This is a genomic window from Pseudomonas sp. GW821-FHT10C09 (genome assembly GCF_059415465.1).
In genome coordinates this window covers 88,509-104,031 of the sequence record NZ_JBWKNG010000020.1, presented here as the reverse complement: position 1 = coordinate 104,031, position 15,523 = coordinate 88,509, and the positions used below count along the sequence as shown (strand labels likewise).

General features: G+C 58.9%; 14 protein-coding genes. 9 read left to right on the top strand and 5 right to left on the bottom strand.

Annotation, left to right across the window (positions count from 1 at the left end):
* Positions 1-264: 264 nt before the first annotated feature.
* The 7 genes from AC07N8_RS21150 (at position 265) to AC07N8_RS21120 (ending at position 6,040) form a co-directional block, all read left to right on the top strand.
* The gene (locus AC07N8_RS21150; RefSeq protein WP_483842768.1) at positions 265-615 is read left to right on the top strand and encodes a toxin; all 351 of its coding nucleotides are present in this window, start codon (positions 265-267) and stop codon (positions 613-615) included.
* A complete protein-coding gene (locus AC07N8_RS21145; protein ID WP_483842755.1) occupies positions 605-919 on the top strand; it encodes a helix-turn-helix domain-containing protein in 315 nt (104 codons plus the stop codon). The genes AC07N8_RS21150 and AC07N8_RS21145 overlap by 11 nt, the downstream gene beginning before the upstream one ends.
* 422 nt (positions 920-1,341) lie before the next feature.
* The gene (locus AC07N8_RS21140; protein WP_483842754.1) at positions 1,342-1,470 is read left to right on the top strand and encodes a hypothetical protein; all 129 of its coding nucleotides are present in this window, start codon (positions 1,342-1,344) and stop codon (positions 1,468-1,470) included.
* 43 nt (positions 1,471-1,513) lie between these two features.
* Positions 1,514-2,749: a YcaO-like family protein gene (locus tag AC07N8_RS21135; protein WP_493145396.1), complete on the top strand. Its 1,236-nt coding sequence runs from the start codon at positions 1,514-1,516 to the stop codon at positions 2,747-2,749.
* A complete protein-coding gene (locus AC07N8_RS21130) occupies positions 2,746-3,690 on the top strand; it encodes a class I SAM-dependent methyltransferase (RefSeq protein WP_493145392.1) in 945 nt (314 codons plus the stop codon). Before AC07N8_RS21135 ends, AC07N8_RS21130 begins: the two co-directional genes overlap by 4 nt.
* Complete coding sequence (locus tag AC07N8_RS21125; RefSeq protein ID WP_493145390.1) at positions 3,690-4,568, top strand: alpha/beta fold hydrolase; 879 nt, start codon at positions 3,690-3,692, stop codon at positions 4,566-4,568. The genes AC07N8_RS21130 and AC07N8_RS21125 overlap by 1 nt, the downstream gene beginning before the upstream one ends.
* 146 nt (positions 4,569-4,714) lie before the next feature.
* The gene (locus AC07N8_RS21120) at positions 4,715-6,040 is read left to right on the top strand and encodes an OprD family porin (RefSeq protein ID WP_493145388.1); all 1,326 of its coding nucleotides are present in this window, start codon (positions 4,715-4,717) and stop codon (positions 6,038-6,040) included.
* Between the two features lie 319 nt (positions 6,041-6,359).
* On the opposite strand, the gene AC07N8_RS21115 is transcribed toward AC07N8_RS21120, so the two are convergent.
* The 5 genes from AC07N8_RS21115 to AC07N8_RS21095 all read right to left on the bottom strand — a co-directional run bounded on the left by AC07N8_RS21115 (position 6,360) and on the right by AC07N8_RS21095 (position 12,887).
* The gene (locus AC07N8_RS21115) at positions 6,360-6,692 is read right to left on the bottom strand and encodes a DUF2790 domain-containing protein (RefSeq protein WP_493145386.1); all 333 of its coding nucleotides are present in this window, start codon (positions 6,690-6,692) and stop codon (positions 6,360-6,362) included.
* A 67-nt stretch (positions 6,693-6,759) separates the two neighbouring features.
* The gene (locus tag AC07N8_RS21110) at positions 6,760-6,960 is read right to left on the bottom strand and encodes a co-regulatory protein PtrA N-terminal domain-containing protein (protein WP_483842748.1); all 201 of its coding nucleotides are present in this window, start codon (positions 6,958-6,960) and stop codon (positions 6,760-6,762) included.
* Positions 6,961-7,161: 201 nt separating this feature from the next.
* Positions 7,162-10,314 carry a CusA/CzcA family heavy metal efflux RND transporter gene (locus AC07N8_RS21105; protein ID WP_483842747.1) on the bottom strand — a complete coding sequence of 1,051 codons (3,153 nt, stop codon included), beginning with the start codon at positions 10,312-10,314 and terminating at the stop codon, positions 7,162-7,164.
* 52 nt (positions 10,315-10,366) lie between these two features.
* The gene (locus AC07N8_RS21100; RefSeq protein WP_483842746.1) at positions 10,367-11,566 is read right to left on the bottom strand and encodes an efflux RND transporter periplasmic adaptor subunit; all 1,200 of its coding nucleotides are present in this window, start codon (positions 11,564-11,566) and stop codon (positions 10,367-10,369) included.
* A gap of 49 nt (positions 11,567-11,615) precedes the next feature.
* Positions 11,616-12,887, bottom strand: a complete 1,272-nt coding sequence (locus AC07N8_RS21095) for a TolC family protein (protein ID WP_493145383.1) — start codon at positions 12,885-12,887, stop codon at positions 11,616-11,618.
* Positions 12,888-13,366: 479 nt separating this feature from the next.
* Between AC07N8_RS21095 and AC07N8_RS21090 the strand changes: the two genes are divergently transcribed.
* Complete coding sequence (locus AC07N8_RS21090; protein WP_493145381.1) at positions 13,367-14,041, top strand: heavy metal response regulator transcription factor; 675 nt, start codon at positions 13,367-13,369, stop codon at positions 14,039-14,041.
* Positions 14,038-15,447: a heavy metal sensor histidine kinase gene (locus AC07N8_RS21085; protein ID WP_493145379.1), complete on the top strand. Its 1,410-nt coding sequence runs from the start codon at positions 14,038-14,040 to the stop codon at positions 15,445-15,447. The genes AC07N8_RS21090 and AC07N8_RS21085 overlap by 4 nt, the downstream gene beginning before the upstream one ends.
* The last annotated feature ends 76 nt before the right edge of the window (positions 15,448-15,523 follow it).

The window sequence follows — 15,523 nt, the reverse complement described above, 5'->3', positions numbered from 1 at the left end:
AGAAATACGAACTGTGGTGCACGGAATTATAAGACCTGCTCCCACAGATTTAGCGGTGTAGACGAAGCCTGCTGCCCCCGCGTCAGTCCTACTGCCAAGTATCCCCTCCCTTTTATCGAATGCTCTCACCGCACTGGTCGACTTGTCCTACAGGTGTTTTTACGACCGGGGTCTACCGTTCAAAGCGGGAGCGAAAAGGATGGCTTCGATGCCTTGACCGATTCGATTATCGAGACAACACTATACGTAGATAGCGTACAGAACATGGATGCTCTTTTTATCGAATTACCTATGTTTCAGAAACACCGAGACGATTATCTGGATGACGATCTGTTTCGTAGCTTTCAGCTGGAGTTACTGAGGAATCCGCAAGCGGGTGATCTCATCGAGGGCACCGGAGGGCTGCGCAAAATCCGCTTCTGCGATCAACGCCGAAGCAAGGGCAAGCGCAGCGGATTGCGGGTGATTTATTACTGGTGGTCAGGCTTCGATCAATTCTGGTTATTCACCGTGTACGACAAAAACGAGCAGGACGACCTGTCGCCCTCCCAGAAAAAAATCTTCAGACAAATGCTAGCAAGAGAAATCAACACGAGATCCCACTATGAAACGTGACATTTTTTCCGAACTGATGGATGGCCTCGAAGCCCTGGCCGATGAGCGCCAAGGCAAGATTACATTGCGAACCCACAAGGTTCAGCTGCCAAAACTGGTGCCCATCACCGCCGAGGAAGTGGTAGCCATCCGCCAACAGCTCAACCTCTCCCGTTCCGTGTTCGCCATGTATCTGCGCACCAACACACGAACCCTCGAGAACTGGGAACAGGGACGGGCAATACCCAATGCCCAAGCCACGACGCTGATCCGTCTGGTGGAACGCTTTCCGCAGACGATCGAACAACTCGCAGCCTTGAACTGAACCGTCGAGGCAAAACGGCACAGTCGGGTGCCGTTATTGCATTTTTCGAAGGCCCAGAACCTTGGTTTGGGCGACGCTCGATTTTCCCCTCACAAATTTTGTAGGAGTATTCGCCAAGTAAAAGGTTAAAGATCACGATCAACACAACTATTGAGATTTTGCCTCAGCCTCCTGTTGAAACTTCCCACAAGTGGAAACGAAAAATCCCGAACACCCAGTTGTTTTGTAATGTCGTTACTGCCAAAGCGCACCACGGCGCCACGCACTATTTAGTCAACCCAACAATTGTTGTGTACGTATTTCGATGTTACTTCAATACGCTTTCGACACTTTCTGACATTTTTGACGCCCTTAACCCATGACTTATATATTTGATCCGTGCTCAACAACGCACATCCAACTAAAAACAAGAGGATTTAATCATGGGTTATTTGGTCAGCTGGAACGCCAACAAAGTAATCGACCTTGAACAACAGGACGGCCCTACTGCAGAGCAAATTGAAGAACTGCAATTGACCGAGACTGAACAGGCCGAACTGGAAGCCGTTTAAAAAAAACGGGGGGCAATGCCCCCCGTTTTTCAAGGAGCAAACCATGGACAGTTTCACACCTGCAGAACGAGACCTCACCCTTGCACAGGCCGAACAGCGGATTTACGCGGAACTGGAGAGTTTGGGACTTCACGCCGAGCCCCGCGTAATGGGCCAACAGATCGTCGCGGTGCAGGTTTCCGCCAGTTCCGGCAACCAGCGCGGCATCGCTCGTGGGGCGGGCAAGGGTTATCACCCTCACGCCCATGTTGGAGCGCTGTACGAAACACTGGAGCATTATTTAAGCGATCATTTCAATACGTCCGATATTGACTGCATACACCCGCGTTACTTTTCTGACTCGACACTATTTATCGACGACTCTGTTCTTTCTCCCCTCATCGAACAAGACGACACATTGACAGCCTGCAGAACTTATACGGATGTTTTCAAACACACTTCATTTTATTACCCGGTTGCTTTATGCTCGCCCGGATACTCATCCAGCCCACTGAAACAAGACACAACACACTATGGCGTATTACGACGTTACGCATCTAACAGCGGAACGGCTATTGGCGCCAGTTACAACGAAGCCGTCTTGCATGCAGCCAATGAATGCATCGAACGCGATGCAGTCTCATTGTTTCTGCTGGAGCATTTCTACTACGAAAACCAGCCGGCGCTGCGCCGGGTCGCTCGAGTGGCGGATGACGAAGAACTGGGCCGATTATGGCGGGATGCCGAGACTGAGATCGGAGCAGAAATCGCCTTGATCGACATCAGCACCGAATTCCTGCCACACACGTTCCTGGCGTTCTCTACCGAACCTGCCGTCCATCCCAACGTGTTCGGGAGCGGTTGTTCGATCAGCCCCCGACATGGCGCGTGGCGGGCGTTGACCGAACTCGTCCAGTTGCATCACACCGCCTCGGAACCGGAACTGCAGTATTTCCTGAGTAACGCGCAACGGCACTTGAGCCCATTTCCGCGCCTGCTTCGCTGCCTGCAATTCGATCTGTATCCACTGCTGACCCTGTGCAAGCAACTCACGGTGCAGTTACCCGACGCAGTCAATGAGCGTCCGTTGGCGGAGCAAATCAATCTGCTGGCCGAAGACCTGCAGCGGCATGGGCGCACGCTGGGGGTACACCGGCTGCATCAGACCCCACTGGGGACCACGCTGGTGAATGTGGTCATTCCGGGGCTGGAACGGTTTTTCGTGGTATCCAGCGGCAATGTGGTGATCCCGCAGGCACGCGGACGGCGCCTGCAAAAGCATCAGGAAGTGGCAGCATGACCGCTGCCTTCCGTCGAGAGCAGCACCTCACTCATTCCTTCACCGATCGCAAGGCTATGCCAGGCGAACTCGATGTCCACATCGAACCCTTCGGCCCGGGCCTGCATCATCTGTTCGTTTTGCGCGTGAACGGCAGCGATTGGATCGGTCGCAAAGTCCTGCAACAGCACGCCACTGACGGCTGGTACATCAGCAGCCTGCTCAAGCCCTGGATGCTGCTCGGACCGTTGGCTGAATGGCATTGGGGCAATCAAGGCGCAGTGATCTATTTCCGCGCGGCGTCTTTGCAGGAGAAGGAAACGGCGTTTGCCAACGCATTGGTGCAATCTGACGGCGAAGTGCGCTTCCCGTTTCCGGCCATGGATGACAGCGGTCTTGAATCTGTATGCCCGCCCGATTATTGGCAGTGCAACGAGTCCCTCGCCACACAGTTGAATGCCGACGAAACACACTTTCGCGAGCATTGTGCATGCCTGCTCAAGACCCTGTCAGATCCCGACTCGGTGATCCTTGACCCGGCGTGTTCGACGGGTGAATTCATCGCGCATCTGGCCGCCGAGCTCCCTGACCGTCAGTGTCTGGGCTCTGATCGCTCAGCTTCGATGATCGAACATGCCAAACAGCGTCACGGCACGTCACCCGTCCGGTTCTACTTTGCCGACGCCCGCGACATCGCAACTGCCGGCATCAAATGCGATGTGCTGATACTGCGTTTCCTGAATGCCGAAGTGATGACGCGCACGGACGCACGCAAAGCGTTCCACGATTTGGCGGCCTGCGTTAAGCCGGGAGGCACAATTCTTCTTTTCGGCCATACGCCGGTGCTGATCGCCGTGCCTTACATGGCGCAGTTGCTCAAACTTGAGCTGATGTCCTGCGTTGCGGCCCGTCCTGGCCACACAGAACTGTTTCAGTTCTACAGGCTGAGGAAGCCCCTCTGATGGTCAGGAATGGCTACTACCCGACAGACGACGGCCATCATCTCTATTGGGAGCGATACGGTACCCCAGGTAGCGAACCGATATTTTTCCTGCATGGCGGACCGGGTGGTCGCAGCAACCGCCATCACCTGGAGTTTTTCGATGAGCGCTGTTTCGACATCATTCTGTTCGACCAGCGTGGCTGCGGACGCTCCATTCCCCAAGGCGAACTCCAGCACAACAACACCTGGCTTTGCGTCGAAGACATCGACGCCCTGCGCCGGCACCTGGGCTTCGAAAAAATCAGCTTGTTCGGTGTCTCCTGGGGGAGCTGGCTGGCTATCCAATACCAGCAACGTTATCCCGAGGCTGTTCTGAAAACCACGCTGGTCTCTGTGTTCGTGCCGTTTGCGGCCAATGTAACTGCCTACGATAAAGCCTTGAGTGACGGCTTGTCGGCAATGCCCGATGGAACCTGCGCCGCCAGTGCCGCGGCGATTTACCAAGCCCTGAACAACGGCTGTTCAATACAGCAGCGTCATGCGGCGCTTCACTGGTCGCGGGCGGCGTTGCATGTGAACGGACAATCGATGCCCCCTGGCGCACTCGAAGACTTCGTTGACGACGAAGCCGTGCGCAGTATCCGTCTGGAATTGCACTACCACGTCAACCGGTACTTCTTCAGCGTGGAAGACGAAAACCTCTCGCTCAACGCCGACACCCTGGCGATACAAGGCATCAAAGACACCTTCGGCCTGGCCAGCCTGCGCTGGTTGCGCGAGCGCCAGCCCATTCACTGCCGCCTGCTACACGCCGGGCACAACGCGTTCGAGTTGCCGGTATTAAAAACCGTGCGCCTGTCGTTGAAACGCGCTTATGCGCAGGCAACTCCGACATGACGAAATTGTAATTCCCTCATCACCTTGACGTTATCCGCAGCTTGCAACGATGTCACCCGGCGACCATGCCGGCGGGACTATGCCCGTCGAACAATAAAACCCACGCCGAAGCACGTTCCCGTTCTGCCGATCCCAAGGAGTGATTGATGGTTAACAATACAAAAATGTCGATGGCCGCTTTGGCTGTAGTGGTCGGCTCAGGGCCGTCCATGGTCCTGGCGGAGGATAAAGCCGAGGGGTTTATCGAAGGCAGCAGCCTGACGATGCTCAACCGCAACTTCTACTTCAATCGTGATTACCGTCATGGCCAGTCGAGCCCTACCGGCAATGGTTATTCCGAGGCCTGGGCCCAGGCCATCATCAGCAAGTTCGAGTCCGGGTTTACCCAAGGCACCGTCGGGGTTGGTGTTGATGCGTTTGCCATGATTGGCCTGAAGCTCGATACCGGTGACGGCCGCAACGGTGGTCGCAGTTCGTTCGACGTGCTGCCGGTCAACAGTGAAGGCGAAGCGCCGGATGAATACACCAAGGTCGGTGGCGCCGCCAAAATCCGCGCCTTCGATACGGTGGTCAAGGTCGGTGATGTGTTCCCCGCCACCCCGGTCGTCGCGGCAGGTGACTCTCGATTGCTGCCGGAAAGCTTTCGGGGCGTCACGGCGACCAACACCAGCCTCGAGGGATTGTCGGTTCAGGGCGGACGCCTGCATGCGATGAGTCAACCAGTGTCCAGCGACCTGCGCGAAAACTTCGCGACGTTTTACGCCGGTCCGGTCAATTCGCCGTGGATCGCCTACGGAGGCGGCGACTATGCGCTGAACAAGAACCTCCGCTTCAGCCTGTATTCCAGCCGTCTCAAGGATGCCTGGAATCAGTATTACGCCGGCACCGCGTGGACGTATCCGCTGTCGGACGACCTGTCGTTGTTTGGCGGCCTTAACTATTACAAGGCGGTCGATGAAGGCAAACAGTTGCTCGGCCAGTTCGACAACAACATCTGGAGCGGTCGGGTCGGCGTGAAACTCGGCGCGCATTCCGTGGCGTTGTCGCACCAGCGCAACAACGGTAATGACGACTTCGACTACCTGCGCCAGTCCGACTCGATCTTCCTCGACAACTCCATCCAGTACAGCGACTTCAACTCGCCGAAAGAACGTTCGTGGATGGTGCGTTACGACCTCGACATGACGACCTTTGGCGTGCCGGGATTGTCGTTCATGACCCGCTACGCCCGTGGCACCGACGCCGACTATTCCAACGCCAACGCCGTGTACATGCGCCGCGATGCCGAGGGCAATCCGCTGACCGACCAGAAGCGCTGGGAACGCGACATCGAAGTCAAATACGTGGTGCAGACGGGCTCGCTGAAAGACCTGTCGTTGCGCCTTCGCCAGGCCAATACCCGCGCTACCGCGTATGAATCGGATCTGGATGAAGTGCGGGTGATTATCGAGTACCCGCTGGCGATTCTCTGACTTCACGGGTTATACGCATTCACCTTTAGAAGCTCCTGGCTCCTTTGGTAAGAGGTGAATTTTTTGGCGTCCTTTTGGACGCCTTTTTTTGTGCCCGGGTTTGGTGGGCTCATTCAGCATCTTCTTTGACTGGCCTACCGCTATCGCGGGCAAGCCCGGCTCCCACAGGATCTAGCGGTGTACGCAGAGTCAGCAGGCACCCCAGAAATACTGTGGGAGCGAGCCTGCTCGCGAAGAGGCCGGCCCATTCAGCCTCTTCATCGACTGACCCACCGCTATCGCGGGCACGCCCCGCGAATTGAAATACGCACTGCAAGGCTCACCCACCACGCTGACGACAATCCCCAGCCACGGTGTATCGGATAGTGTTGAGCTGGCCCTTGGAGTCTTCATAAGTCATTGCGGCCGGCACCGCAGCGCAAGCCGCTTGCGGGCGCACCACGCTGACCACTTTCACCACGTCCAGCTTCATCCCGTACGCATAATCCTTCACCACCGGCGCAGCTTTACCCTGGTTGGCGGCGTACTGCTCCATGGCTTTGGAATTGGCGCTGAGCGCACGTTCAAACGTACGATCACCGCCGCCCTCAGCCATTACATTCAGGGACATCGCCATCACGCCGGCGAATGTCATCACCTTGATCAATTTCATGTTCATTACCTTCATAAAAAAGCCCACCACCGGAATTCGATGACGGGCTTGTCCAAGTGCGGCACGCTTACAAATTTTTAGTCTTATCGTCCTTCTTTTCATTGACGACGACCGGGTCGCGGGCCTGCTCCTTGGCGACGAACAGTTCTACGGATCGGTCTTTGGCCGCCATCATTCTTGCGAATGTCTTGTCGCCGCCACCGGCCGCCATGACCACAGAAGACATCACCAATGCCGCTGCAAACGCACCCACCTGTACAAGTTTCATCTTTGATTCCTCGTTTAATTAACTAACGGGATCAAGGTAACAATCCGAACCTTTCGTGACGGTGGCGCGCACATTACATATCCGTTATGTGCCAGAAAAAAGGGTGGGAGCGAGCCTGCTCGCGAAAGCGGTGCATCAGTCAGAATCATTACCGACAGACAGTCCGCCTTCGCGAGCAGGCTCGCTCCCACATGGGATCACCTATTGGGTTGGGACAGTGTCTTCGTCTCGTCGATGGGCGAGCTGATACAGCGCCGGCAAGATCAGCAACGTGAGGATGGTCGAGGACACAATCCCGCCGATCACCACCGTCGCCAGCGGACGCTGCACCTCCGCCCCGGTGCCGGTTGCCAGCGCCATTGGAATAAAGCCCAGGGACGCCACCAGCGCCGTCATCAACACCGGCCGCAACCGCGTGAGCGCCCCTACGTTGATCGCATCGGACAGCGAACGCCCCTCCTCGCGCAAATTGCGGATGAACGAGATCATTACCAGGCCGTTGAGCACCGCCACCCCCGACAGCGCAATGAATCCGACACCTGCCGAGATCGACAGCGGGATGTCCCGCAGCCACAACGCCATGACTCCACCGGTCAAGGCAAACGGAATCCCGGTAAACACCAGCAGCCCGTCCTTGAGGTTGTTGAACATCATGAACAACAAGCCGAACACCAACAGCAGCGCCACCGGCACCACGATCTGCAAGCGCCTGGCCGCCGACTGCAACTGCTCGAACTGCCCGCCCCAACTGGTCCAGTAGCCCGCCGGAACCTGGACATCGCGCTCGATCACTTCGCCGGCCTCTTTAACGAACGAACCAATGTCGCGCCCACGCACGTTGGCGCTGACAATCACCAGTCGCTTGCCGTTTTCGCGGCTGACCTGATTGGGCCCGAGTACCAGGTCGAGGCTGGCGACGTCCTTGAGCGCGATGAAGCCAATCTGGCCGGCAGCGCCATTGACCGGCGCCGGTACCGGAATCAGCAGCGCCGACAGGCCATCGATGTCCTGGCGCATGGCATCGGACAGGCGCACCACCATGTCGAAACGCCGGTCGCCTTCGTACAGCGTCCCGGCCTTGCGCCCGCCGACCGCCACCGCAATGGTGTCTTGCACATCGCCCACGTTGAGGCCATAACGCGCGGCCTTGTCGCGGTCGATGTTGATGGTCAGCACCGGCAGGCCGGTGGTTTGTTCAACCTTGACCTCGGAAGCGCCATCGACCTTCTGCAGGGCTGCGGCGACCTTCGCCGCCGTGGCGTTGAGCACGTCCATGTCGTCGCCGAACACCTTGACCGCCACGTCGCTGCGCACGCCGGAGATCAGCTCGTTGAAGCGCAACTGGATCGGCTGCGACAGTTCATAGTTGCTGCCCGGCAACGTCGCGGCGGCTTGTTGCAGTTCGGCCATCAGGGTTTCGCGGGACTTGTCCGGGTCCGGCCACTGCTCTTTCGGCTTGAGCATCACGTAGCTGTCGGAGATGTTTGGCGGCATCGGGTCGGAGGCGATTTCGGCGGTGCCGGTGCGGGCGAACACGCGCTCGACTTCGGGCACCTTGTCGAGGATCAGGGTTTCCAGACGCTGTTGCATGTCGACCGACTGGGTCAGGCTGGTGCCCGGCACGCGCAGGGCTTGCAGGGCAAAGTCGCCTTCACTGAGGCTGGGCACAAACTCGCTGCCCATGCGACTGGTCATCACGCCGCTGAGCGCAATCACGCCCAGTGCCATCCCCACGGCCAGCGCCCGATGGCTCATTACCCAGGCCAACGCCGGCGCATAAATCTGGCGCGCGCCGCGCATGACCGCACCCTCCTCTTCCTTGACCTTGCCGGTCACGAACAGCGCAATGGCCGCCGGAACAAACGTCACCGACAACAACATGGCCCCCAACAGCGCGATGACCACCGTGAACGCCATCGGGTGGAACATTTTCCCTTCGACACCGCTCAAGGCGAAGATCGGCAGGTACACGACCATGATGATCAACTGGCCGAAAATCAGCGGACGCCGCGCTTCTTTGGCGGCTGCAAACACTTCGTGAAACCGTTCGGAACGGGTCAGCAGTCGCCCGTGATGCTGCTGCGCATGGGCCAGCCGTCGCAGGGTGTTTTCGACGATCACCACGGCGCCGTCGACGATGATCCCGAAGTCCAGCGCGCCGAGGCTCATCAGGTTGGCACTGACCTTGTTGCTGAACATGCCGGTGAAGGTGAAGAGCATCGAGAGCGGAATCACCATCGCGGTAATCAGCGCCGCACGGATGTTGCCGAGAAACAGGAACAGAATCGCGATCACCAGAATCGCGCCTTCCACCAGGTTCTTCTTCACCGTGGCAATGGCTTTGTCGACCAGGTGCGTGCGGTCGTACACCGGCACCGCGATCACGCCTTTGGGCAAGGATTTATTGATCTGTTCGAGCTTGCCGGCAACCGCTTGCGAGACGGTGCGGCTGTTTTCACCGATCAGCATGAACACCGTGCCCAGCACCACTTCGCGGCCGTTTTCGGTGGCGGCACCACTGCGCAGTTCGCGGCCGATTTCCACGGTCGCGACGTTCTTCACCCGGATCGGCGTGCCGTCGACGTTGGCCATGACAATGTTGGCGATGTCCTCGGTGCTAGCCACCTGCCCCGGCGCACGAATCAGCAACTGCTCGCCGCTGCGCTCGATGTAACCGGCGCCGACGTTGGCGTTATTGCGCTCCAGCGCCGTGACCAGATCGGTGAGGGTCAACTTATATGCCGCCAACCGTTTCGGGTCGGGTGCGATCTGGTATTCCTTGGCGAAACCGCCGATGGTGTTGATCTCGGCGACCCCCTGGACGTTGCGCAATTGCGGCTTGATGATCCAGTCCTGAATCACCCGCAGATCGGTGGGTGTGTACGGCGTGCCGTCGTCCTTCAGCGCACCGTCCTGCGCTTCCACCGTCCACAGGAAAATCTCGCCGAGGCCGGTGGAAATCGGTCCCATCACCGCCTCCGCGCCCTCGGGCAATTGCTCCTTGGCGATCTGCAAGCGCTCGTTGACCAGTTGCCGGGCGAAGAACAGGTCGGTGCCGTCCTTGAAGATCACCGTGACCTGCGACAGACCGGAACGCGACAGCGAACGCGTCTGCTCCAGCGCCGGCAAACCGGCCATCGCGGTTTCAATCGGAAAGGTGATGCGCTGCTCGGTTTCCAGCGGCGAGAACCCGGCGGCGCCGGTGTTGATTTGCACCTGGACGTTGGTGATATCCGGCACGGCGTCGATCGGCAGTTTTTGATAACTGGCGATGCCGAGGCCGGCCATGAGCAAAACGGCGAGCAGCACAATGATGCGCTGCTCGATGGCAAACTGGATCAGGCGTTCGAACATGAGAACCTTCTCGTCGAGGGGGCGTATCGGTGGGAGTCTTCAGTGAGCGGTTTTAGTGAGCGTGCTCTGCCGAGGCTTTGCCCAGTTCCGATTTGAGGACGAAGCTGCCGGCAGCAGCGACTTGCGCGCCAGGCTCCAGCCCTTGGGTGATTTCCACCTGGCCGGCCGCGCGACTGCCCAACTCCACCGCTTGCGCCTTGAAGCCATCGTCGGTGCGCACGAACACCGTGGGTTTGTCCTCGACCGTCTGGATCGCGGTTTCGGGAACGGCGACCTTGGCCTGGCGGCTGTCGGTGGCGACCCGGGCAGCGACGAACAGCCCCGGACGCCACGAGCCTTGCGGGTTTTCCAGGGTCACGCGAACCGTCGCGGTGCGCGTCTGTTCGCCGAGCAAGCTGCCGACGTAAGCCACGGTGCCGACGACTTCGGCGTTCAGTTCCGGGGCGCTGACGGTGACTGTTTTGCCCACTTGCACCTTGTTCAGGTCCTTGGGCGACACGCCGAAGGTCACCCACACCCGCGACAGATCCGAAAGCGTGAAAGCCGCCGTGGTTTCGTCAACCACCTCCCCCGGCGTCAGGTGTTTTTCCACTACCACGCCGTCGAATGGCGCGCGCAATTCATAGCGATTGCCGCCGGTGGCGACCACGCTGCCGCTGAGCACGCTGATTTTCTGCCGGGCATTGTTCAGGGCGATTTCGGCTTCCTCCAGCGCCTGGCGAGCCTGAAGGAAATCCTGTTCGGCGGAAATCTTGTCCTGCCACAACTGCTTTTCTCGCTCGTAAGTGGTACGCGCCAAGGTCAGGCGTCGCTGTGCGGCAGCTTGTTCGCTGCGCTGATCGGAGATCTGCTGACTGGCGATCACCGCCAGCAACTGCCCCTTTTTCACCGGCTGCCCGAGATTGACCGACACCGACTCGACCACTCCCGGCACGCGCGGCACGATGTGGGCGGTACGGTCCTCGTCGAAGCGCACTTCGCCGGGAAACGACAAACCGAGGCTGATGTTCTGCGCCCCGGCTTCGGCCAATTGAATGCCCGCTATAGCAATCTGCTCGGCGCTCAACGTCAGGTGCCCTTCTTCGCCTTCGGCATGCTCGCCGTTGGCAGTGGCGCCTGCTTCAGCGTGGTCGGCATGCTCCGCCGCCTCATCGGCATGGGCGTCGATGGTGGAATTACCCGTCCACATCGAACCGATGCCAATGCCCAGTGCCAACGTCGCCGCAGCGACAACGATCAGTTTTTTATCCATGGAAACTCCTCTGCGTCAGGCCATCGCGCAGTCAGGTAAAAGGTGAAATTCAAGGGCTGACGGCGAGATCGCCAAAAATCCGTTCGATGCGCACCCGCGCGTCCGTCGCCTCGGCAACGGCCTGTATGTACTGGGTGCGGGCGCTGATCAGGGTGCGCTGGGCATCGAGCACGTCGAGGAAGCCGAACTTGCCCATTTCGAACCCGCGGGTGGCGCTGTCCACAGCACTTTGCGCGGCGGGCAGGATGGTCTGGTTGAGCGCTTTGACCTCGCCGTTGGCGGTCTGCCATTGCTCCAGGGTGGTCTGGATTTGCGTGCGCAAGCGCAGCTCGGTGGCATTGCGCAGGTCCCGCGCCTGATCAGCGCGCCGCGCCGCGGCCAGGACGTTGCCTTGATTGCGGTTGAACAGCGGAATCGGCATCGACAGCCCCACCACGTTCACCCGCTCGCGCTCCGTTTCGCTGTACTGGCTGCCGACACTGACAGTCAGATCCGGCATTCGCTGCGCTTTCTCCAGCCCCAAAGAAGCCTCGCGCTGATCGATCTGCAATGTGGCCAACCGCAGCTCGGCGGTTTCGTTCAGGCGCTCGAGCAACCGGGTCGGCGGCGGTACGGCCAGCATGCCTTGAGGTGCGGCCTGCACATTGACCGAGGTCGGCAACGGTGAGCCCATGACCTGCGCCAATTGCTGATAGGCATTGCTCTGGTCGCGTTCGGACCGGCTCAACTCCAGGCGCACTTCCGACAGTTGCACCTGCGCCCGCGTGCCTTCGACCGGTGACGATTTGCCCGCCTCGATACGCCCTTGCGCCACGCGCACACCGTGCTCGGCCAGTTGCAGCGACTGACGGGACAACTGCAACCGCTGCTGGGCAGTCTGTGCGCCGGTAAACGCCTGGATCACATCGGCGCGCAAGGCATTGCGCTGGCGTTCCAGCTCGATGCCGGCGGCGTCCTGCGCACGGCTGGCAACTTCGATACGTGCGCCGCGCTTGCCGCCCAGTTCAATCGGCTGGCTGAGCATCACCGTGGTGGTACGCGATTCGCGCCGGGTGTCTTCGGCCTCCCACGACACTTCAGGGTTGGGTATCAGACCGGCCTGCTGTCGATCCCCTTGGGCGATGCCGATTTCCCACTGCGCTGCCGCCAGGTCGGGGTTACCGGCGAATGCCGTTTGCAGGGCCTGATCCAGCGTCAGCGTCGAGCCGGGCGAGACCGCTGCGAAACCAGGACCGGCCAACAATAAAAAACAGGTGGCACTCACCACCCGTCGCGTTTTTTTCAGGCGTGATCGCGCCGTCAGTTCTCTTAAACCGGGCAATGGAGTACTTCCTTCTTTAAATCAAGAAACTTCGATGCGGCCACGGTAATGTTTTGAACTTATCGACAAGGTGACTGGAACATTACAAATCCGTTATACACGGCGCCGACAAGTTGTTTTGCTCTAGCATGTGAAGTACAAACCCAGAATCGCAATACATAGAAACAAATGCTCTGTGGTTATCCGCCGAACAGTACTTGTCCGAATTCAGTTCTCATGCGACGGATGAACTTTTTGCCGCACCCACTGCGACAAGCCGTCGCAGATGGCCGGTTTAAAGGCTCAGCACCGACGTTTTCGGTTGACCCTGTAGCCACTACAACCTTTACCTTGCACGCCTTGACACGGAGAACCGCTGAAAGAAAATACAGACCCCACACAGTTAGCCGTTATTGAATCCCGTCCGGAGCCCTTACAAAAACAACAACTTTCCCGACCAACTTAGTTACATATCCGTTAAATAGAAGTGGTGATTGATCATGCGAATCCTTATCGTCGAGGACGAGCTTAAAAGTGCCGAATACTTACATCAGGGACTGACGGAAAGTGGTTATATCGTTGACCACGCGGCAACGGGTGCCGATGGACTGCATCTGGCCCAACAACAGGTTTATGACCTGGTGATCCTGGACGTGAATCTGCCCGAACTGGACGGCTGGGGCGTACTTGAACAACTGCGTCGTACCCGCTCCACCCGGGTGATGATGTTGACCGCGCGCGGTCGGCTGGCCGACAAGATTCGTGGCCTGGACCTGGGTGCCGATGACTATCTGGTCAAGCCGTTCGAGTTTCCGGAATTGTTGGCGCGGGTACGCACCTTGATGCGCCGCAGCGAAAACATCCCGGTGCCACAGGTGCTCAAAGTCGCCGACCTGGAACTCGACCCGGGGCGCCACCGCGCCTTTCGCGGCGAACAACGCATCGACCTGACCACCAAGGAGTTCGCGCTGCTGCATCTGTTGATGCGCCAGTCCGGCGAGGTGCTCACCCGCACCCAGATCATTTCGCTGGTGTGGGACATGAACTTCGACTGCGACACCAACGTGGTCGAAGTCTCGATCCGGCGCTTGCGGGCGAAAATCGACGACCCCTTCGACAACAAGTTGATCCATACCCTGCGCGGTGTCGGCTATGTGCTGGAGGCGCGGGAATGAAGCCGGTGAGCCTGTCGCTGCGCCTCGGTCTGACGGTGAGTATTCTCGGGGCATTGTTGGTGGTGTTTCTGGCGATCTTCGCGTATTTCGCCCTGACCCATGAGCTGAATTCGCTCTCCCGGGACAGTCTGGAAAAGAAAATGGCGCAGGTGGAACACAGCCTGTCGATGTACATCGATGCCAATGAAGTCAGTGGAAAACCACACATTCTGCTCGATCAGGTCATGGGCCATGACAACCTGACGCTGACAATTTACGACCGCTCGAACCTGCGTTCACCGCTGTTGAAGTCCGGCAGCGGCATGGCCGATCCGCGCGTCGAACTGAAGGCCGTGCGCAGGGCCACCGATCAGTTGGCTTACTCCGCCAGCACCGACGCCCAAGGCATAAAGTTTCTGACGGCCTCCCGATTGATCCGCCTGAAGGACGGCACCAGCGTCCCGGTACTGCTGTCGATGGACAATGCCCACGATCAGGCGTTGCTCAGTGCCTATCTGCGCACGACGCTGATGGCGCTGCCGTTGCTGCTGATCCTCATCGGCCTCTGTGCCTGGGCGGCCGTGCAGCGTGGCCTGGCACCGATGCGCGAGTTTCGCAAAGTGGCGGAGATGGTGTCGACGCAAGACCTCGACCATCGACTCTCGGTGGTGAACATGCCGCAGGAACTCAGTGAACTGGCGCAGGGCATCAATTTCATGCTGCATCGCCTCGACAGCGGCGTGCAGCAGTTGTCGCAGTTCTCCGATGATCTGGCCCACGAGCTGCGCTCGCCGATCAACAACCTGATGGGCAAGGCACAGGTGACACTCTCTCGTGAACGCACGACGGATGAGTACAAAGACGTGTTGGTGTCGTGTACCGAAGAACTGGATCGCCTTGCGCGGATTGTCTCGGACATGCTGTTTCTGGCGCAGGTCAGCCACCCGGCGGCGCTGACGCCTTTCGAGCTGATTGCGCTGGAAGATGAAGCCCTGAAAGTCGCCGACCTGTTTTCCCTGTCCGCACAGGACAAGCAGGTTCATTTGACGGTGGTGGGCAGTGCCCGGGTGACGGGCGACCGGTTGATGATCCAGCGGGCGATCTCGAACCTGCTGTCCAACGCCCTGCGCCACTGCCCGGCCGGGCAAACGGTTTCGCTATTGATTGAACAAGGCGCGACGCAGGTTTCCCTGCTGGTCAGCAACCCCGGCGCGGGCATCGAAGCGCAGCATCTGCCGCATCTTTTCGACCGTTTTTACCGCGTCGACAGCAGCCGCTGCCGCGCCCAGGGCAGCACCGGACTGGGCCTGGCCATCGTGCGCTCGATCATGAGCCTGCATCAGGGTGTGGCAGAGGTTAAGAGCCTGCCGGGAGTGATGACGGTGTTTCGGTTGGAGTTTCCTGCGATTGAGGGTGTGGCGCCCTGAGGTATCAGGCTTGAGATTTTCGCTGTCGGGGCCGCCGCCTTCGCGAGCAGGCTCGCTCCCACAGGGGATTTGTGTC